This is a genomic window from Methylovorus menthalis (genome assembly GCF_020523625.1).
GTDB lineage: Bacteria > Pseudomonadota > Gammaproteobacteria > Burkholderiales > Methylophilaceae > Methylovorus > Methylovorus menthalis.
The window spans coordinates 56,234-74,748 of sequence record NZ_JAJAQH010000001.1 but is presented as its reverse complement, the minus strand read 5'-3'; the positions used below and the strand labels follow the sequence as shown (position 1 = coordinate 74,748).

Annotated in this window: 19 protein-coding genes; 15 read left to right on the top strand and 4 right to left on the bottom strand. The window is 52.9% G+C overall.

What is annotated here, in order from left to right:
• The 11 genes from LG204_RS00355 to LG204_RS00305 all read left to right on the top strand — a co-directional run.
• A partial coding sequence (locus tag LG204_RS00355) for a pilus assembly protein PilM (protein ID WP_230335410.1) occupies positions 1–884 on the top strand: 884 nt, incomplete at its 5' end.
• A complete protein-coding gene (locus LG204_RS00350) occupies positions 881–1,462 on the top strand; it encodes a PilN domain-containing protein (RefSeq protein WP_230335409.1) in 582 nt (193 codons plus the stop codon). The genes LG204_RS00355 and LG204_RS00350, both read left to right, overlap by 4 nt.
• Entirely contained in the window at positions 1,459–2,091 is a 633-nt protein-coding gene (locus LG204_RS00345) for a type IV pilus inner membrane component PilO (protein WP_230335408.1), read from the top strand. The genes LG204_RS00350 and LG204_RS00345 overlap by 4 nt, the downstream gene beginning before the upstream one ends.
• 14 nt (positions 2,092–2,105) lie before the next feature.
• Positions 2,106–2,639, top strand: coding sequence for a pilus assembly protein PilP (locus LG204_RS00340; protein WP_230335407.1), 534 nt, complete (start codon positions 2,106–2,108; stop codon positions 2,637–2,639).
• A 9-nt stretch (positions 2,640–2,648) separates the two neighbouring features.
• The gene (gene pilQ, locus LG204_RS00335; protein ID WP_230335406.1) at positions 2,649–4,793 is read left to right on the top strand and encodes a type IV pilus secretin family protein; all 2,145 of its coding nucleotides are present in this window, start codon (positions 2,649–2,651) and stop codon (positions 4,791–4,793) included.
• Positions 4,794–4,858: 65 nt separating this feature from the next.
• Positions 4,859–5,365 carry a shikimate kinase gene (locus tag LG204_RS00330; RefSeq protein WP_230335405.1) on the top strand — a complete coding sequence of 169 codons (507 nt, stop codon included), beginning with the start codon at positions 4,859–4,861 and terminating at the stop codon, positions 5,363–5,365.
• 5 nt (positions 5,366–5,370) lie between these two features.
• Entirely contained in the window at positions 5,371–6,450 is a 1,080-nt protein-coding gene (gene aroB, locus LG204_RS00325) for a 3-dehydroquinate synthase (RefSeq protein ID WP_230335404.1), read from the top strand.
• A complete protein-coding gene (locus tag LG204_RS00320) occupies positions 6,447–7,574 on the top strand; it encodes a deoxyguanosinetriphosphate triphosphohydrolase (RefSeq protein ID WP_230335403.1) in 1,128 nt (375 codons plus the stop codon). The genes aroB and LG204_RS00320 overlap by 4 nt, the downstream gene beginning before the upstream one ends.
• A gap of 372 nt (positions 7,575–7,946) precedes the next feature.
• Entirely contained in the window at positions 7,947–9,116 is a 1,170-nt protein-coding gene (locus tag LG204_RS00315) for a porin (protein ID WP_230335402.1), read from the top strand.
• A 68-nt stretch (positions 9,117–9,184) separates the two neighbouring features.
• A complete protein-coding gene (locus tag LG204_RS00310; RefSeq protein WP_230335401.1) occupies positions 9,185–9,436 on the top strand; it encodes a hypothetical protein in 252 nt (83 codons plus the stop codon).
• 91 nt (positions 9,437–9,527) lie between these two features.
• On the top strand, positions 9,528–10,670 hold the full coding sequence (locus tag LG204_RS00305) for a class I SAM-dependent methyltransferase (RefSeq protein WP_230335400.1): 1,143 nt from the start codon (positions 9,528–9,530) through the stop codon (positions 10,668–10,670).
• A 36-nt stretch (positions 10,671–10,706) separates the two neighbouring features.
• On the opposite strand, the gene ntrC is transcribed toward LG204_RS00305, so the two are convergent.
• From ntrC to glnA, 4 genes are all read right to left on the bottom strand, one after another.
• On the bottom strand, positions 10,707–12,095 hold the full coding sequence (gene ntrC / locus LG204_RS00300; RefSeq protein ID WP_230335399.1) for a nitrogen regulation protein NR(I): 1,389 nt from the start codon (positions 12,093–12,095) through the stop codon (positions 10,707–10,709).
• 44 nt (positions 12,096–12,139) lie between these two features.
• Positions 12,140–13,222, bottom strand: a complete 1,083-nt coding sequence (gene glnL, locus LG204_RS00295) for a nitrogen regulation protein NR(II) (protein WP_230335398.1) — start codon at positions 13,220–13,222, stop codon at positions 12,140–12,142.
• A gap of 121 nt (positions 13,223–13,343) precedes the next feature.
• Entirely contained in the window at positions 13,344–13,835 is a 492-nt protein-coding gene (locus LG204_RS00290; protein WP_230335397.1) for a DUF4124 domain-containing protein, read from the bottom strand.
• A 113-nt stretch (positions 13,836–13,948) separates the two neighbouring features.
• Positions 13,949–15,358: a type I glutamate--ammonia ligase gene (gene glnA / locus LG204_RS00285; protein WP_230335396.1), complete on the bottom strand. Its 1,410-nt coding sequence runs from the start codon at positions 15,356–15,358 to the stop codon at positions 13,949–13,951.
• Positions 15,359–15,626: 268 nt separating this feature from the next.
• Between glnA and LG204_RS00280 the strand changes: the two genes are divergently transcribed.
• The 4 genes from LG204_RS00280 (at position 15,627) to LG204_RS00265 (ending at position 18,504) form a co-directional block, all read left to right on the top strand.
• Positions 15,627–16,082 carry a rhodanese-like domain-containing protein gene (locus LG204_RS00280; protein WP_230335395.1) on the top strand — a complete coding sequence of 152 codons (456 nt, stop codon included), beginning with the start codon at positions 15,627–15,629 and terminating at the stop codon, positions 16,080–16,082.
• 17 nt (positions 16,083–16,099) lie between these two features.
• Positions 16,100–16,924, top strand: coding sequence for a shikimate dehydrogenase (gene aroE / locus LG204_RS00275; RefSeq protein WP_230335394.1), 825 nt, complete (start codon positions 16,100–16,102; stop codon positions 16,922–16,924).
• Positions 16,921–17,613, top strand: a complete 693-nt coding sequence (gene mtgA / locus LG204_RS00270; protein ID WP_230335393.1) for a monofunctional biosynthetic peptidoglycan transglycosylase — start codon at positions 16,921–16,923, stop codon at positions 17,611–17,613. Before aroE ends, mtgA begins: the two co-directional genes overlap by 4 nt.
• Before the next feature lie 63 nt (positions 17,614–17,676).
• On the top strand, positions 17,677–18,504 hold the full coding sequence (locus LG204_RS00265) for an HDOD domain-containing protein (RefSeq protein WP_230335392.1): 828 nt from the start codon (positions 17,677–17,679) through the stop codon (positions 18,502–18,504).
• The last annotated feature ends 11 nt before the right edge of the window (positions 18,505–18,515 follow it).

Genomic DNA, 18,515 nt, shown 5'->3' with positions numbered 1-18,515 from the left:
ACGCCGTCAAGCGCGCCTGGAAGCTCCTCGGTTCCCGTGAAAAACGCACAGCACTGGCATTGCCAGCCGCGGCTGTTATCAGTAAAAAAGTCATTATGCCTGGCGGCTTGCGCGAAGAAGAGATGGAGCTGCAAGTCGAGGGCGAAGCCAATCAATACATCCCTTTCTCGCTCGATGAAGTCAATATCGACTTTCAGGTACTGGGACCTGCTGCCAGCAGCCCGGATGAAGTCGAAGTCCTGATTGCCGCCTCCCGCAAGGAAAAAATCGAAGATCGCGTTGCTGCCGTGGAAGGCGCTGGCCTCAAGGCGCTGGTGGTGGATGTGGAAACCTACGTTACCGAGGCGGCCTACACGCTGATCGCCAATCAATTGCCCAATCAGGGGCGCGAGCAAACCGTGATGATCGTGGATATTGGCGCGGTGATGACGCACATCAATGTCCTGCATGACAATCAGTCGGTTTATATCCGCGAGCAGACATTCGGTGGTGGCCAGCTTACCCAGGAAATCCAGCGCCGCTTTGGCCTCACGCCAGAAGAAGCTGAAATCTCCAAACGCAAAGGCGGCCTGCCTGAAAGCTATGAGTCCGAAGTCATGCAGCCGTTCATGCAGACTTTGGCGCTTGAAGTGGCACGTGCCCTGCAATTCTTCACGAGTTCCACTCAATACAACCGGGTCGATCACATTATTCTGGCGGGCGGTTGTGCCGCGATTCCCGGGATTGATGCATTGGTGCAGGAGCGCACGCAGGTTAACGCGATTATCGCCAACCCGTTTGCCGGCATGACGATTAATCCCAAGATCAAACAACAGCAACTGGTGGCAGATGCGCCATCTTTGTTGATTGCTTGTGGACTGGCGATGCGCGGGGTGGATGAATGATCAGAATCAACCTGCTGCCACATCGGCAGAACAAGCGAGCAGAGCGCCAGCGCGAATTCAACGTCATGCTGGTGGGGACGCTGATTCTGGGCGTCGTCATTGTCTTTATGGTGCAGACTTTTATCGGCGCCAGTATTGATGCTCAGGCGAACCGGAATACCCGCCTCGAGCAAGCTAATGCCCAGCTTGACCAGCAGATTGCCGAGATCAAGGAGCTGAAGAGCGAAATCAGCGCCGTGCTTGAGCGCAAGCAAGTAGTGGAAAACCTGCAAACCAATCGCAGCCAGACAGTGATGGTGCTGGATGAGTTGTCACGCGAGTTGCCGGAAGGGATGTTCCTGAAATCCATCAAGCAACAGGGCGCCGTTATTACCATTGAAGGCATTGCAGATACCAATGCCCGCGTTGCCGCGCTGGTGCGCAATCTTTCTTCCTCCCCTGCGATGGAATCGCCTGGCCTGGTTGAAATCAAGTCCGCTACCGTCAACGGCCTCAAGCAGAATGACTTCATCATGAACGTCAATATCAAGACCCGACAGCCTGACAGCACTGACAAGCCTGAGGGCAAAATCTCATGAATTTACAGGATTTCAACCAGATTGATCTGAAGACCGCTGGCAACCTGCCCCTGCCGGTAAAAGCGGTATTGCTGGGCGTGATGCTGCTGTTGATTGTGGCTGCTGGTTACTGGTTTGTCTGGAGCCCATCGCTGGAGGAGCTTGATCAGGCCAAAGCGAAGGAAGGGCAATTGCGTGAAGTGTTTGTCAGCAAAAAGCGTCAGGCTATCAATCTTGATGCTTATAAAAAGCAGATGGTGGAGATTGAAAGAACATTTGGTGCCTTGCTGAAGCAGCTGCCGGATAAATCCCAGATGGATGGTCTCTTGACCGACATCAATCAGGTGGGGCTGGAGCGTGGTCTGGAGTTTGAGCTCTTCAAACCCGGACAGGAAGTGATAGCGGATTTTTACGCCGAAATGCCCATATCGATCAAGGTGATAGGTAACTACCATGATCTTGGTCTTTTTGCGGCTGACGTATCGCGCCTTTCCCGCATCGTGACATTGAATGATATTGCGATCAGCAGCGCCAACAAGGATAGCAAGGACTCGAAGCTGGTGATGGAGGCCGTTGCCAAGACTTATCGGTATCTTGATGCCAATGAAGTGGCCGCCAAAAAAGCCGCTGAAAAAGCGAACAAGAAATAAGGGATACGGCCATTATGATGAATCACTCCCGAACTTCAGTCCTGGCAGCCCTGCCCGTCATTTGGGCATTGTGTCTTGCGTTGACGCTGAGTTCCTGCGGCGGCGACCAGGGGGATGACCTAGACCAGTTCATGCAGAACGCAGCCAAGGATATGAAGGTAAAGATCGACCCTATCCCTGAAGTAAAGCCTTACAGCCCGTTTGAGTATAACGCGGATGGCACCTTGCATGATCCGTTCAAGGCGCGCAAAGCCCAGTCTGGCAGAGGCTTGCAGCCTAATCTCAATCGTGCGCGCGAGCCGCTTGAGGGGTATCCGCTGGAAAGTCTCAAGTATGTAGGCTCGCTCAGCAAAGCCAATTTGAAGTATGCCCTGATAAAAACGCCGGATGAAAATATCCAGCAAGTAAAAATAGGCAATTACGTGGGTCAAAATTTCGGGATCGTGACCGATATTAATGATGACGCAGTGGTACTAAAAGAAATCGTCCAGGACGAGCTCAGTGGCGACTGGACGGAAAGAACTTCAAGCATGGGATTGCAGGAATAGGGTGGTGAAATGACATACAGCAAATTTTTTAGCGGTCTGGCGGGCATCTTCGCGATGTTGACGCTAGTTTCACCGGCGGCGGCTGCAGATGAGCAGAACGCATTCCCTAACAAAATTGAAAAGGTCGAATTTTCGGCTATGCCTGGTGGGCGGGTCGCGGTACGCATACAAACCACACAGCCACTTTCCAACGTTCCCGCTGGTTTTACCCTGACCAACCCTTCGCGTATTGCGCTGGATTTTCCCGGCGTTGGCAATGGTTTGCAGCGCAGCAGCGTGACGGCTGAGCAAGGCGTTCTTAAAAGCGTCAGCCTGGCGCAGGCCAAGGATAGAACCCGGATGGTGCTTAACCTCAGCAAGTCTGTAGGCTATAGCACCAGTACCGATGGCAATGCCACGATCATCCTTTTGCAAACCAGTGAAGTTGCTGCCAACCAGACTACCGTTACCCGCTTTGCCGAACCCAAGGCGGGTGATAAGTCACATAGTGTGACCAATGTGGACTTCATGCGCGGCAAGAATGGCGAAGGGCGCGTGATGGTCGATTTGTCTGATCCCGCTGCCGGGATTGATATCCGCCAGCAGGGCAAAACCATTGTGGTGGATTTCGTGAATACCGATATCGCTGCTTCCTTGCAACGTCGCCTGAATGTGATCAACTTTAATACGCCCGTGCTCTATGTGGATGCCATGCAGCAGGGCAAGAATACCCGACTGGTGATCGAGCCCAAGGGTAACTGGGAGCAGTCTGCCTATCAGGCCGACAAGAAATTCATTATTGATGTACGTCCAGTAGTGGAAGACCCCAACAAGCTGGTGCAAGGTAGCAAGCCTGGCTATGCCGGTGAAAAGTTGTCACTCAATTTCCAGAATATTGATGTGCGCTCTGTGCTGCAGGTGATTGCCGACTTTACCGGGCTGAACATCATCACCAGCGATACGGTGTCTGGCAATCTGACCTTGCGCCTGAAGGATGTGCCCTGGGATCAGGCGCTGGACATCATCATGTCCAGCAAGGGGCTGACACAGCGTAAATCCGGCAATGTCATCATGGTGGCGCCGATGGAAGAAGTGGCGGCCAAAGAGAAGCTGAGCCTGGAAGCCAGCCAGCAGATAGAGGATCTGGAACCAGTGCGTACTGAAGTCTTCACCTTGAAATACATGAAGGCCGAATCGCTCAAGAATATCCTCACCGATGAAAAACAGAAGATATTGTCCAAGCGTGGCAGCGCCGTGCTGGACCCTAGAACCAATACCGTGTTTGTGCAGGATACCGCCAAGCACCTGGAAGAAATCCAGCAAATCATCAACAAAACCGATATTCCGGTGAAGCAGGTCATGATCGAGTCGCGCTTGGTGATTGCGGATGAAAAATTTGGCAAGAGCCTAGGGGCGCGTTTTGGCATGACCCAACAAAGTGCAGATGGCAGAAACGTGATTGGCGGTACATTGGGCAATCGTATTACGGAAGTTTCCAGCGATGGCACCATTACTCAGGGTACCCATAACGGTACTATCCAGACGGCGACAACAGGCAGCACGGCGACCAGCTCCGATGGTGAGCCCGACCTGATGTCCAACCTGCCGGTTTCCAATGCCTACGGTAATCTCGCCTTTACTCTGCTGCGCCTGCCAGCCGGTCTCTTGCTCAACCTTGAATTGTCGGCACTCGAAACAGACAAGCGAGGCAAGGTGGTGTCCAGTCCACGTGTGACGACCGCCAACCAGAAAAAAGCGCAGATCCAGCAAGGTACCAAGATTCCATATTTGCGTGCCAGCAGCAGTGGTGCGACGAGTGTGCAGTTTGTGGATGCGACGCTCAGCCTGGAAGTAACGCCGCAAGTGACGCCGGATGACAAGATCATCATGGACCTGACCATCAAGAAAGACCGTGTGGGTCAGATTTTCTCCGGTGTGCCATCGATTGAAACGCAGAGTGTGGATACCCAGGTGCTGGTATCCAACGGTGAAACCGCGGTGCTGGGTGGTATTTACGAGCAGACCGAGCGTAATGACGTGGACAAGGTGCCATTCTTTGGCGATATTCCATTCTTGGGCAATGCCTTCAAGCGTCGCGTGAAGCAGAATGACAAAACCGAATTGCTGATTTTCATCACGCCCAAGATCATGGATGACAACCTGTCTATCCGCTAGACAATATCTGACAGTCCGAACGTAATCCCTTAAAATGCCTGTTATGAAAATAACAGGCATTTTTTATGGCGGGGAACATCTTTTTTGTCGGGCTGATGGGTGCAGGCAAAACCACCGTGGGCCGTGTGCTGGCCAAGCATCTGCATAAAGCGTTTTACGATAGCGATCACGAGATTGAGCGCCGCACTGGTGTCAGTATTCCGTATATATTTGAGGTGGAGGGCGAGGCAGGTTTTCGTCGTCGCGAAAGTGCCATGATAGATGAGCTGGTGCGCATGCCCGATGTGGTGGTTGCCACCGGTGGCGGTGCCGTACTGCTGGACGAAAATCGCCAGAACCTCAAGCAGCATGGCACGGTCATTTATCTGAGAGCACATGTGAACGAGCTATGGATCAGAACGCGTAACGATAAAAACCGCCCCTTGTTGCAAACCGCGGATCCGCGCAAACGCCTGGAGCAGTTATTCGAGCAGCGCGACCCTTTGTATCGCGAAGTAGCGCATCATGTGGTGGATACGGGCGGCCAGTCGGTTAACACCATTGTTCACCAGATTGAAACATTGATTGGTTAAGGAATATGCAGACATTACAGGTTGAGTTGGGCGAGCGCGCCTACCCTATCCATATCGGCAGTCACTTGCTGGGGCGGGCGGATTTGATCCTCCCGCATCTCAAGCGCAAGCAGGTTGCGATCGTAACCAATACCACGGTTGCCCCGCTGTATCTGGATCAACTGTCGCAGGCATTGCAGGCTGCGGGTGTTGCCGTCATTCCCATCATCCTGCCAGACGGTGAGCAGTACAAAAATAGTGACACGCTGAACCTGATCTACGATGCGCTGCTACAGCACCGTTGTGAGCGCAGCACCACGCTGATCGCGCTGGGCGGTGGGGTGATTGGTGACTTGACGGGCTATGCTGCAGCCACCTATCTGCGTGGGGTGCCTTTTATTCAGATTCCTACTACGTTGTTATCGCAGGTGGATTCTTCTGTTGGGGGCAAAACCGGTATTAACCATCCGCTGGGCAAGAACATGATAGGCGCGTTTTATCAGCCGCAGCTGGTGCTGGCCGATATTGCCACTTTGCACACTCTGCCCGCGCGCGAGTTATCTGCCGGCCTTGCCGAGGTCATCAAATACGGTCTGATTCGCGACTTGCCATTTTTTGAGTGGCTTGAGGCTCACATGGCAGAGCTGGTGGCCCTGGATGAAGAAGCGTTGCGCTATGCCATTTATCGCTCATGCGAAAACAAGGCAGAAGTGGTTGCCAAGGACGAGCGAGAATCCGGCGAGCGTGCATTGTTGAATCTGGGGCATACCTTTGGCCATGCCGTGGAGAATGCCATGGGCTATGGCGTATGGCTGCACGGAGAAGCGGTGGCTGCTGGCACCATGCTGGCGGCTGACTTGTCGCGACGCATGGGCTGGTTGTCCGATGTTGACATTGCCCGCATGCGTGCCATTTTTGTGGCTGCTGGATTGCCGGTGGAGGCGCCAGCACTCGGTGTGGAGCGCTACCTGGATTTGATGGGGCTGGATAAAAAGGTTGTGGATGGCAAGATTCGGTTTGTATTGCAGCAAGGCATAGGCAAATCTCTGGTCACCAGTGACTACGACAAAGCCGCCTTGCAAGCTACTCTGGCGTTGGCAGCATGAGCCGCCTGGCGGATTACGCAGCCCATCCCGAACGCAGTCTGGGGCGGCGGCATGCCGAGCCGGACCCGCAGGGGCGCAACCAGTTTCAACGCGACCGCGACCGCATCATTCACTCCAGCGCCTTTCGTCGGCTGGAATACAAGACCCAAGTCTTCGTGAATCACGAAGGTGATTTGTTTCGCACCCGCCTCACTCACAGCCTGGAAGTGGCGCAAATTGGTCGCGCCATTGCCCGTAATTTAAACCTGCATGAAGATCTGATTGAAGGTATTGCCCTGGCACACGACCTCGGTCATACGCCATTTGGCCATGCCGGGCAGGATGCCTTGAATGAATGCATGCGCGATTACGGCGGGTTCGAGCATAACCTGCAATCCCTGCGCGTGGTCGATTATCTTGAGCAGCGTTACGCCGAGTTTGATGGCCTGAATCTGACCTTTGAAATGCGTGAAGGCATACTCAAGCATTGCTCATTGAAAAACGCCAGAAAGCTGGGTGATGTGGGCGAGCGCTTCATCAATAAAACCCAGCCATCGCTGGAAGCGCAAGTAGCAAATTTGGCGGATGAGATTGCCTACAACAATCACGATGTGGATGATGGCTTGCGTTCAGGGCTCATCTCCTTGGAGCAACTTTCTGAGGTAGCCATTTTTGCTGAGCACCTGCAGCAGGTGAAAACCAAATATCCGAATCTTGCAGATCGGCGCCTGATACATGAAACCATACGCCGCATGATCAATAGCCAGATCGTGGATTTGTGCACCGAAAGCAGCCGGAAAATTTCCGAGCATGCCCCAACTTCTATCGAGGCCGTTCGTCACGCACCTCCGCTTATCAGTTTTAGTGCTGGTATGGCAAAGCAGCAAGCCGAGCTCAAGAAGTTTTTACGCACCAAGCTTTATCGCCATTACCGCGTTAATCGCATGAGCAATAAGGCGCATCGCATTATTACCGAGCTGTTTCGCGAGTTCATTCAAGACAGCACCATCATGCCGGACGAGTTTCAGCAGCGCGCTGAACAAGACAAACCCCGCGCCGTCGCCGACTATATTGCAGGCATGACGGATCGTTATGCCATGCGAGAATATCAGCGCATGTTTTCCATTTCCGAGCGTGAGCTTTAATTCAGTCCAATAGCTTCTCTCTCCCCCGTGCGCTCGCTGTCTTGAGTTTTTAAGGCGCGTATTGCACTATTCAACATCCTCACCATCATCTCTTTCAGTTTGTTAATAAATTATCCTAATTGCCTGATGGAATTGGATTTCCAGGTGAGAATTCTTGTTGCTGTAAATGAGCACTTTTACACAAAACGACATGGTGTTGCATGAAAACAACATTTGTTAATAAATTGTAACGAAATCGTATATTTGTCTTGCGGCGCAACTTTCGACTTTGGCATACTGCATCTACCTTCTCGCAAGGGGAGTTCGCGAACTCTTTCGATGCACCTGCAAAAAGTGTACGAAAGTTAATATAAAACGCATTAGGAGATTTATATGAACAAGAAACTGGGCCTGGCAGTAGCTGGTGCTGTAATGGCATTTGGCGCATCTGCTGCTAACGCTGCAATCACCATTCCTGCTGGTGATTGGACAATCGACATCGGTGGTAACGTTAACGCTTACTACACTCACACCAAGTTCTCTGGCGACCTGAAGACTGCAGGTACAGAAGACGTAGCTAACACCGTACAAACCGGTCTGCTGCCTTCCGCTCTGGGTATCGGTGGTAAGACTCGTCAAAACGATTTGGACATTGCGTTCCAATTCACATTCTTCACTGGCGTTGATTCCGGTAACGGTCAATCTGGCGGCAACAACAGCCTGAACATTCGTCAAGCTTACTTGACCTTCGGTGACAAGAGCTGGGGTACTATCAAGGCTGGTCGTGACTTGGGCATTTTCGGTTCTGACGCTATCCTGTCTGACATGACTCTGTTAGGCGTTGGTATTGGCGCTGGTAGCGGTGGTTCCTCCACTCTGGGCCGTATCGGTTCTGGTTACATGTACGCTGACTGGGTAGGTCAAATCTCCTACATCTCTCCAAACTGGAACGGTTTCAGCTTTGCTGTTGGCGCTCGTGAGCCATGGTCCAATGGTTCTAGCAATACCGACATTCGTAACGACATGGGTTATGAAGGTAAGGTTAGCTACGAGTGGACTGGCGACTACGCTGGTAAGGTTTGGCTGGGTGCAATCAGCCAGAAGCATGACACCAACACTGGTTCTACCGATAGCTACACTTCCCGTGGTTGGGATCTGGGCGGTAAGGTTAACTTGGCTGGTGTAGGCTTGGTTGGTTACTACTACGATGGTAAGGGTCTGTCTGGTTCTAGCGCTGCTAGCCTGAGCACCGCTGCTAATGGTCTGTTGTTCTTGGCTGGTCAAAAGTCTGACGACAAGGGTGGCTACGTACAAGCTACCTACGCTCTGCCAGGCGTTGGCACCAAGCTGGGTCTGTCTTACGGCGTAAGCAAGTCTGAAGCTGCTGCTTCGAACGTTGAGTTCGAGAACAAGTCTTGGATCGTCGGTGCTTACCACCCTCTGACCAAGAGCCTGAACCTGGTTGCTGAATACACCGATAACAAGCTGGAAAACATCGGTTACAGCGCTGGTCAAGACGGCAAGGCTAAGACCGTGTCTCTGGGCGCGATCCTGTTCTTCTAAGATTTATTCTTAGTTGACTTGAAGCTTAAACGGCACCTTCGGGTGCCGTTTTTATTTAGGAAGATAAAATGAAATTTGTATTTATTGGTTTGTTTGCACTGGCGTTGCCAGGTTGTGCGCAGTTGATGCATGGTGAGCAACAGCCTGTCGTGCCTCAGAGCAATGGTGAGTATTACACTTCATGCAGTGGTGCGGTCGAAGACTGGAACTCTTGTCATGTGAAAGCCCGCAAGGCTTGTGCTGGGGAATACGAAACGATCAAGAAAAATGAAAGTGCGGTAGGTGGTCGACGCGAATTGACGTTTCAATGCGTACGATGAGTCGGTTTTAATACTCAAATATCATGGTGCCCACGTGGCTTAACAAAGCTACGTGGATGCATGATCATTATTGGTTAAGTTTCAGGCGGGTATGGCATTCAATCAACAACCTTCGGCAAATCTACTACAGGCGTTACGTACGGCGCATCAGTTACATGCAGCTGGCAATGCAAAACAAGCAGAGGCTATTTGCCTGCAAATTCTCGCAGCCGATGCCCGGCAGGCAGACGCTATTCATTTGCTTGGAGTGATTGAGCTGCAAGATGGCAATATGGAAAAGGCGACGCAGCATTTTCAAAAAGCCATCAAGATTAATGGAAAAAATCCGCAATTCCATAGCAATTTAGGCTTGGCCTGGCATGAGCAGGGTAAGCTCAAAGAGGCTGAGCAGTCTTATAAGCAGGCGATTGCACTGAATGCCCGTTATCTGGATGCCTGGTATAACCTGCATGCCATGTTGATTCGGATGGGGGATTATCTGCCGGCCTGTGAGGCTTTAAACAACGTGTTGGCGTTGAATCCACATGATCAGGAGGCGCGCTTGATGCTGGCGATTCTGCTTGAGTATGTTGGCAAGCCCGAGCAAAGCCAGCGGATGGAACAGATGCTGGATACCACGAGTCCTCTGATGCAAGCGCGTCTGGATGCCTGGCATTATTTCCGCGCGTTGCCAGAGAAACCGGTGATTACAGGTAGCAACCTTGCGACGTTTAAACGTGCAGTAGCTCAAGCCAATATCAAGGGCTTGGTACTGGAGTTTGGGGTGCGGCACGGCAATAGTATCCGGCAGTTGGTGCAGTTGGTCGGGCAAGAGGCACATGGTTTTGATAGTTTTCAGGGTTTGCCCGAGGATTGGCATGCGGAGTCGCGAGGGAGTTACTCCACCAAGGGCGTGATTCCCAAGGTGCCGCCTTTGGTAAAGCTGCATGCGGGATGGTTTGATGAAACATTGCCTGCGTTTATTGAAAAACATGTAGGCCCAGCTCGTCTGATAAATATCGATTGCGACATTTATAGTTCGACGAAAACGGTGCTGGATACGTTGGCAGAGCGAATCGTGCCGGGTACCGTGCTCATTTTTGATGAGTACATTGGCAACGAGCATTGGCGCGAGGATGAGTACAAGGCGTTCCAGGAGGCGGTCGCCGCCTATGGCTGGCGCTATGAATATCTTGCGGTCAGCTTCTTTACCAAGCAGGTGGTGGTAAAAATTACCGAGGTGGGCCAGCCTTAACGTGCTGGCCCGGTGTCGTCGAGCTATCTGCTGCTTTTACTCTTCAATGCCTAATTCCTGAATCTTTCGCGTCAGGGTATTGCGGCCCATGCCTAGCTGGGTCGCAGCTTCAATACGGCGGCCGCTGGTATGGCTCAATGCGCGGCTGATCAGGATCTTCTCGAATTCCTTGGTGCGGGTTTCTAGTATTTCCTGTTCGCCACGATTCAGCGCATCCATTACTTCGGCGGCCAGTGCCTCTTGCCACGAGGTGGCCGTGGTGGGTTTGCTGCTGTCTTCCTTCAGTTCGGGTGGCAGGTCAGCTACATCAATATTTTGCCCTGGGGCCATTACCGTTAGCCAATGGCAGACGTTTTCAAGCTGGCGCACATTGCCACTCCAGCCCATGGTGGCAAGATAGCGCAACGCGCTGGCCGAAGGCTGCTTGGCCTCAACGCCCAGCTCCTGCGCGCTCTGCTGGAGGAAATGCTTGACTAGCAGAGGTACATCTTCACGACGTTCCCGCAGTGGAGGCAGACGCAGACGGATGACGTTGAGGCGATGGAACAAATCCTCACGGAACAAGCCCAGTTTGACCCGCTCTTCGAGATCTTGATGGGTGGCTGCGATGATGCGTACGTTGACCTTCACCGGCTGGTGACCGCCCACGCGATAGAATTGCCCGTCACACAATACGCGCAGCAAGCGCGTTTGCAGATCAGAAGGCATATCGCCGATTTCATCCAGAAACAGCGTACCGCCATCTGCTTGTTCAAAGCGTCCGCGCCGTGCTGCCTGCGCGCCGGTAAACGCGCCGCGTTCATGGCCGAACAGTTCGGACTCCAGCAGATCCTTGGGAATAGCTGCGGTATTAATCGCGATAAATGGTTTGTCTGCTCGTGGGCTGTGGCGATGCAGGGCGCTGGCAACCAGCTCCTTGCCGGTTCCAGATTCACCGTTGATAAGTACGGTGGCATGGGAGCGGCTGAGGCGGCCGATGGCGCGGAATACTTCCTGCATGGCTGGGGCTTGGCCAATAATCTCCGGCGTCGCTTCGGGCGTGACGGCTTCTGTGGCTTGCCGCATGCTTTCTTCCACGGCGCGACGAATAATATCAATCGCCTGATCCACATCAAAAGGCTTGGCGAGATATTCAAAAGCGCCACCCTGAAATGCCGCAACAGCACTTTCAAGATCGGAGTAAGCCGTCATGATGATGACGGGAATCTCAGGCAGGCGTTTTTTTACTTCATCGAGGAAGTCGAGGCCGGAGCCATTAGGCATGCGAATGTCGCTGACAATCACCTGCGGTTCTTCGCGTGTCAGCGCATTAAGCGCCTCAGGCACTGAGGCAAAGGTCTTGAAGTCCATGTCGGTGCGCGCCAGCGCTTTTTCAAAGACCCAGCGTATCGATTTGTCGTCGTCAATAATCCAGATTGGTTTCATAGCTTGCCTGTGTGTTTAAAATCGTCCATGTGTTCAACGTCCGTTTACTGCTTGGCAATAAAGCCTTTCATGGCGGTGGTTTCAATGGGTAGCAGAATGGTGAAGCAGGTTTTTCCAGGTTCGCTTTCACATTCAATCATGCCGTGATGCTGGGTGATGAATGTTTGTGCCAACGTCAGTCCCAGGCCGGAGCCACCTTCACGGCCGGAGACCAATGGGTAGAAAATGCGGTCGCGGATATCAGGCGGTATTCCGGGACCATTGTCGATGATCTGCAGGCGTATCGCCACCCGGTAACGCTTCTTTGCCAGGGTAACCTGCCGTTCGGCACGGGTGCGCAGCGTAATTTGCCCGGTGCCCTGCATGGCCTGTGCAGCGTTGCGGGCAATATTCAGCACGGCCTGTATCAGTTTCTCACGGTCGCCAATCAGTTCGGGCAGGCTGGTGTCGTAGTCGCGCTTCACCATAATGGCTTTGGGTGACTCCGCCAGCAAGAGGCTACGCACCCGTTCAAGTACTTCATGGATGTTGGTTGGCTCGTATTTTGGTACGCGATGCGGCACCAGCAAGCGATCCATCAGCGATTGCAAGCGGTCTGCTTCCTTGATGATGACTTGGGTATATTCGCGTAGATTGACCTGGGGTAGCTCATGCTCCAGCAGCTGCGCGGCACCCCGCAGTCCGCCTAGCGGATTACGGATCTCGTGGGCGAGGTTGCGTAACAATTCAGCGTTGGCTTGCTGCTGGATGAGCATGCGCTCTTCGCGGGCAATCCGCAGTTGCTGATCCATCTGCTGGAACTCAAGCACCAGGCATGCCGGATTCACATCGACCGGGGTTACGGTGCAGGTCACCGCCACCGAATTTTGACGCATGGTGGTTATCAGAAACTCATGCTCGCGAAACGGGCTGCGATTGCTGATGGCATTTTCCACGGCGGAATGCAGGATTTCGCATTCAGGAAATACCTGGAATATATCCAGCCCGGTGATCTGTTTTGCGCTTAACGCAAATAGGATTTCTGCACCGGGGTTTGCATATAAAACCTTGCGGGAGTCATCCAGCAGGATGACGGCAGTGGCGAGATGTTCAAGACCAGCAAATGTGGGAGGAATAATGTGTACCATGGCAGTGGTTAAGCAAAAGCCAGGCCAGAGCCGAGCTTTAAATGGGTGGAAAAGCGTTGCATAAGGTAGGCCTCATCAGTTTGAAATATGCATGTGCAACACTCAACGCAATGAAACACGTTTATTTCATGCCATTAAGCTCTTTTTGCAGTAACTTCACATTGTTTTCATGGGTATCCACATCCGCTTTAAGGCGGCGCATTTTCTCTTCAAACTTCGCCACGTTGCGGAACGTCTTGCCATCCGAGCCACGATACACCTCGGGCTTGGCGCTACCCTCCTCATAAGCCTGCCGGGCTTCTTCCAGGGCCTTTTTCTCACTTGCCAGTTCATCTTGCAGAATTTGCCTGCGCGTATCATCGCGTCGGGTTTGCGTGTTCTTGTCTACTTTCGGAAAGTCCGATGGTGTCGGCGTTCTTGTCCGTTCTTTCTTGCCTTGTGGCACTGGCAGGGCATTGTCACCTTTCAGAAAAAGCTGGCAATTTTTGTAGAGGGTTCGGGTCTTGGCGTCCGTAAATGTCGGTTGTCCCGATTCATCAACGCACTTGTAGATATCGGCCGCCTGCGCCGTAAAACCAAGCAGCAAGCCGCAACACAGCAATATAAATTTCATGCATTGAGTTTAGATGAGAAGCCACGAGGTGGCAACGCGCGCCTGTGAGGAGGTGCGCAAGAATGACAGGCAATAAAAAAGGCGGGTCGCCCCGCCTTTTTAAGATGCTGTGATTAGCAGCTGTAGTACATGGCAAATTCGATTGGGTGAGGAGTCATGCGCATTTTGGTGACTTCTTCCATCTTCAATGTAATGTAGCTGTCGATCCAGTCATCAGAGAACACACCGCCACGGGTAAGGAACTCGCGATCCTTATCCAGGTATTCCAGTGCTTGCTCCAGTGAGGAACATACGGTTGGGATAGCGGCATCTTCTTCAGGAGGAAGATGGTAGAGATCCTTGGTCGCTGGTTCGCCTGGGTGAATCTTGTTCTGAACACCGTCCAGACCCGCCATCAGCAGGGCGCTGAATGCCAGGTATGGGTTGGCAGTAGGATCAGGGAAGCGAGCTTCAACACGGCGAGCCTTGTCGGAGTGCACGAAAGGAATACGGATCGAAGCCGAGCGGTTCTTGGCAGAGTATGCCAATTTAACTGGGGCTTCATAACCTGGAACCAGACGCTTGTAGGAGTTGGTACCTGGGTTGGTGATCGCATTCAGCGCGCGAGCGTGCTTGATTATGCCGCCGATGTAGTACAGCGCGAACTCGGACAGGCCAGCGTAGCCGTTACCTGCGAACAGGTTCTTGCCATCTTTCCATACGGATTGGTGCACGTGCATGCCGGAACCGTTGTCGCCAACGATAGGCTTAGGCATGAAAGTAGCGGTCTTGCCATAAGCGTGAGCTGTGTTCAGAACCACATACTTCAGAACCTGAGTCCAGTCGGCACGTTGTACCAGGGTGCTGAACTTGGTGCCGATTTCACATTGACCAGCAGTAGCCACTTCGTGGTGATGCACTTCAACGGGCACGCCCATGCCTTCCAGGGCGATTACCATGGCAGAGCGCAGGTCTTGCAATGAATCGACTGGAGGAACTGGGAAATAGCCACCCTTTACGCCTGGACGGTGACCGGTGTTGCCGCTTTCAAACTTCTCGCCAGATGCCCATGCACCTTCTTCGGAGTTGATCTTGACGGAGCAGCCGTCCATGCTGGCATTCCACTGGATGGAATCGAAAATGAAGAATTCGGGTTCTGGACCGAAGTAGGCGGTATCGCCGAGGCCGCTGGACTTCAGGTAAGCTTCAGCGCGCTTTGCCAGGCTGCGTGGGCAACGGTCGTAGCCCTTGCCATCGGTAGGATCTACCACGTCGCAGCTCAGAATCAGGGTTGGTTCGTCCATGAAAGGATCGATATTGGCAGTCTCAGGATCAGGCATCAATTGCATGTCGGAAGCTTGAATACCTTTCCAGCCAGCGATAGATGAACCGTCGAATGCATGGCCTTCGGTAAATTTGCTTTCATCGAACGCTGAGATGGGTACAGTTACGTGCTGTTCTTTACCTCTGGTATCGGTGAAACGGAAATCAACAAACTTAATGTCATTTTCCTTCACCATTTTCATTACGTCGGCTACCGCCATTTCATTCTCCTAAAACGTAAAAGCGTAAATTAAGTAATCAAACACGACGGTTTGATAGAAAAACTGCTGAATATATCTAGCAGGAAACGTGCCATCGGAAACCCCGAGATTCTCATTTTCACATAATCACTTAGAAAAGAGAATAAGAAAGCGGGGCACCGAATATGGGCGCTCGCTTAGTTGTGCGCACCAAATTGGTGCTTTCTACTTGTGCGGCAAAATTATCGCTATACTTCGGGGTAAATCTACAAATATAGTCGAGCGCATCATGGAAACTATCAATCAAATATTACAAAAAGCCAAGCAGCGTGCTCAGGCGAATAGTCTGCCTTATGCTGGTGCCCTGACCCCCGAAGAAGCGCAATACATCATGGCATCTGCCCCAGGCGCCCGTCTGGTCGATGTAAGAAGCCGCGCCGAGCTTGAGCTGGTGGGGCGCGTTCCTCAGGCCCTGAGCATTGAGTGGGCATTTTACCCAGGCATGGTGGCCAATCCTGATTTTGCCGCTCATCTCGACAAGCAGGTGGATCGCGAAGCGCTGGTGATGTTTTTGTGCCGTACGGGTGGCCGTTCGCACAATGCGGCTGTGCTGGCTAATTCCATGGGCTATACCGAGGCTTATAACATACTGGAAGGTTTTGAAGGCGCGACTGATCCCCAAACCGGTCAGCGCGGCAGGATTAACGGCTGGAAAGCGGCTGATCTGCCCTGGACAAATAACTAAACACAGACAGGGTCGTGATGATGGATCGTTACGCCGTGATCGGCAACCCGGTCGAGCACAGCAAGTCGCCGCTCATACACCACATGTTTGCCGAGCAAACCTCGCAGCAACTTGAATACGGTCGTGTGCTGGCTCCTCTTGATGCATTTGTTGATACCGTGCACGCCATGCGGGCCCATGGCTACAAGGGCGCCAACGTTACCGTGCCATTCAAGCTGCAGGCATACCAGCTGGCAACGCAGCTGACCGAGCGCGCCCATGATGCGGGCGCCGTCAATACCTTGATGTTTCAGGGCGACGATATCATTGGGGATAACACCGACGGCGCCGGATTGGTGCAGGACATTCAGCATAATCTGGGGATTTCCTTGCAAGGCAAGCGTGTGCTGCTGATTGGTGCGGGTGGTGCGGCAGAAGGGGTGCTGCATCCCATTTTGGCGCAGCAACCCGCATTGCTGGTTGTGGCCAATCGCACGCTGGATAAGGCGCTTGCCATGGTGCGCAAGGTGGAGGCGCAGGGCGAGATGCTGTATGTGTCGGTACAGGCGCTGGCGTTCGAGGATCTGCCCGGCCAGGCGTTTGATGTTGTCGTGAATGCCACTTCCGCCGGGTTGACCGATTCCCATCTGCCTTTGCCGCCCACCATGTTTGCGGCGGGATCCCTGGCGTACGACATGATGTATGGTCGTGAGACCCCATTTATGGCTTTTGCCCGTGCGCATGGTGCCGCCTATGTAGTGGATGGCCTGGGTATGTTGATCGAACAGGCAGCAGAGTCGTTTTACCTGTGGCGTAAAGTGCGGCCCGCCACAGCGCCGGTGATTGCGCACTTTAAATCATGACATTGCGCCAATGGATATGGCGCGGCCTGTTGGCCTTGCTCTTGCTGATTGTGCTCTATCAGCTCTGGATATTCCTGCATATATGCTGGTGGGTGCAGCACAACCCCGATAGCAGTGCTTTCATGCGCGACCGCCTGGTATTGCTGCAGGAAGATAAACCCGGCGCAGAGTTGCGGCATCAGTGGGTACCCTACAGCCACATATCCGTGCATCTTAAGCGGGCGGTGATTGCGGCCGAAGACTCCCGTTTTGTCGAGCATGAAGGCTTTGATTGGGATGGTATTCAAAAAGCTTATGAGAAAAACCTGAAAAAAGGCCGCATCGTGGCCGGCGGTTCCACCATCAGCCAGCAGCTCTCCAAAAATCTGTTTTTATCCACACGGCGCACCCCTTGGCGCAAACTGGAAGAAGCCATGATCACGCTGATGCTGGAAAAGATGATGAGCAAGCGGCGTATCTATGAGATTTATTTGAATGTGATTGAGTGGGGTAATGGCGTATTTGGTGCCGAAGCCGCTGCAAGGTATTACTTTCATACTTCTGCAAAAGGCCTGACATCAGCACAAGCCGCCAAACTCGCTGCCATGGTGCCAAATCCGCGCTATTATGACAGCCATCGAAATGCACGCGGCTTACTGAAGAAAACCGGCATCATCCAGGCGCGGATGAATGCAGTCACTGTGCCTTAGAGCGCGGTAACCAGAAGACCGGAAGCAATCCCGGCAATCAAAATCTATGGGGGTGAATTCAAGATGGATGTTGTAGACAAGTTTTTTCATTCAATACTCAATCTGCCAACCTTGCCCAAGGTGGTGCAAGAAGTCATTTTGATGCTGGACAATGAAGATGTTGACCTCGGTCAGCTCGGCACGCGCATTGCACATGACCAGGTACTCTCGGCCAAAGTGCTGCGCATGGCCAATTCATCCTACTATGGTGTGAGCCGTACCATCAAAACCATTCCCGACGCCATCTCGGTGATCGGTGTCAGCAAGCTGCGCACTCTGGTAATTGCCTCTGGCGTGACCGGCACATTTACAACGCTTCCCGGGCTTGATATCAATCGCTTCTGGCGCCATAGCCTGGTGACCGCTGCTGTTGCCGGCAAAATCAGCCAAGAGCTGAAAAAGTCCACCGAGACTGCCTACCTTGCCGCACTCATGCACAGCATCGGCCAACTGCTCATCCATATTGTATTTCCCGTGCAGGCGGCCGAGATTGATGAAGAGTGCAAAGGCCTGAGCGTCATTGAGCGCAAAGCCCTGGAAAATGCTACGCTGGGCCTGGATCATTGCCAGGTCGGCGCCGAGCTGGCGCGTCGCTGGAATTTCCCCGAGGATATTCAGCGCGTCATTCGCTATTACGCCGACCCGCTGGATAAAATGGCGTGCGATCTGGCGCCTGTGGTGTTCATGGCAGCGCATATCGCGTTTGGTCTGGAAAGTCTGGAAGAGTCAGCCCACATTGCCGAAACGCTGAAGCCGGAAGTGGCAAAAGCGCTGGGCGTGGACCGTATTGAGTGGATTGAGCGCATCGACAGTTATCGTCCGCTGATCCCGGAAGCGGAAAGCTTTCTTTAAGACCTGAGCCC

Coding starts and splice junctions, on each gene's coding strand:
- LG204_RS00290 (WP_230335397.1), bottom strand. CDS start 13,835: ATGAAATTTATATTGCTGTGTTGCGGCTTGCTGCTTGGTTTTACGGCG.
- glnA (WP_230335396.1), bottom strand. CDS start 15,358: ATGGCGGTAGCCGACGTAATGAAAATGGTGAAGGAAAATGACATTAAG.
- LG204_RS00310 (WP_230335401.1), top strand. CDS start 9,185: ATGAAATTTGTATTTATTGGTTTGTTTGCACTGGCGTTGCCAGGTTGT.
- aroE (WP_230335394.1), top strand. CDS start 16,100: ATGATGGATCGTTACGCCGTGATCGGCAACCCGGTCGAGCACAGCAAG.
- aroB (WP_230335404.1), top strand. CDS start 5,371: ATGCAGACATTACAGGTTGAGTTGGGCGAGCGCGCCTACCCTATCCAT.
- ntrC (WP_230335399.1), bottom strand. CDS start 12,095: ATGAAACCAATCTGGATTATTGACGACGACAAATCGATACGCTGGGTC.
- LG204_RS00345 (WP_230335408.1), top strand. CDS start 1,459: ATGAATTTACAGGATTTCAACCAGATTGATCTGAAGACCGCTGGCAAC.
- LG204_RS00315 (WP_230335402.1), top strand. CDS start 7,947: ATGAACAAGAAACTGGGCCTGGCAGTAGCTGGTGCTGTAATGGCATTT.
- mtgA (WP_230335393.1), top strand. CDS start 16,921: ATGACATTGCGCCAATGGATATGGCGCGGCCTGTTGGCCTTGCTCTTG.
- glnL (WP_230335398.1), bottom strand. CDS start 13,222: ATGGTACACATTATTCCTCCCACATTTGCTGGTCTTGAACATCTCGCC.
- LG204_RS00265 (WP_230335392.1), top strand. CDS start 17,677: ATGGATGTTGTAGACAAGTTTTTTCATTCAATACTCAATCTGCCAACC.
- LG204_RS00320 (WP_230335403.1), top strand. CDS start 6,447: ATGAGCCGCCTGGCGGATTACGCAGCCCATCCCGAACGCAGTCTGGGG.
- pilQ (WP_230335406.1), top strand. CDS start 2,649: ATGACATACAGCAAATTTTTTAGCGGTCTGGCGGGCATCTTCGCGATG.
- LG204_RS00305 (WP_230335400.1), top strand. CDS start 9,528: ATGGCATTCAATCAACAACCTTCGGCAAATCTACTACAGGCGTTACGT.
- LG204_RS00280 (WP_230335395.1), top strand. CDS start 15,627: ATGGAAACTATCAATCAAATATTACAAAAAGCCAAGCAGCGTGCTCAG.
- LG204_RS00330 (WP_230335405.1), top strand. CDS start 4,859: ATGGCGGGGAACATCTTTTTTGTCGGGCTGATGGGTGCAGGCAAAACC.
- LG204_RS00340 (WP_230335407.1), top strand. CDS start 2,106: ATGATGAATCACTCCCGAACTTCAGTCCTGGCAGCCCTGCCCGTCATT.
- LG204_RS00350 (WP_230335409.1), top strand. CDS start 881: ATGATCAGAATCAACCTGCTGCCACATCGGCAGAACAAGCGAGCAGAG.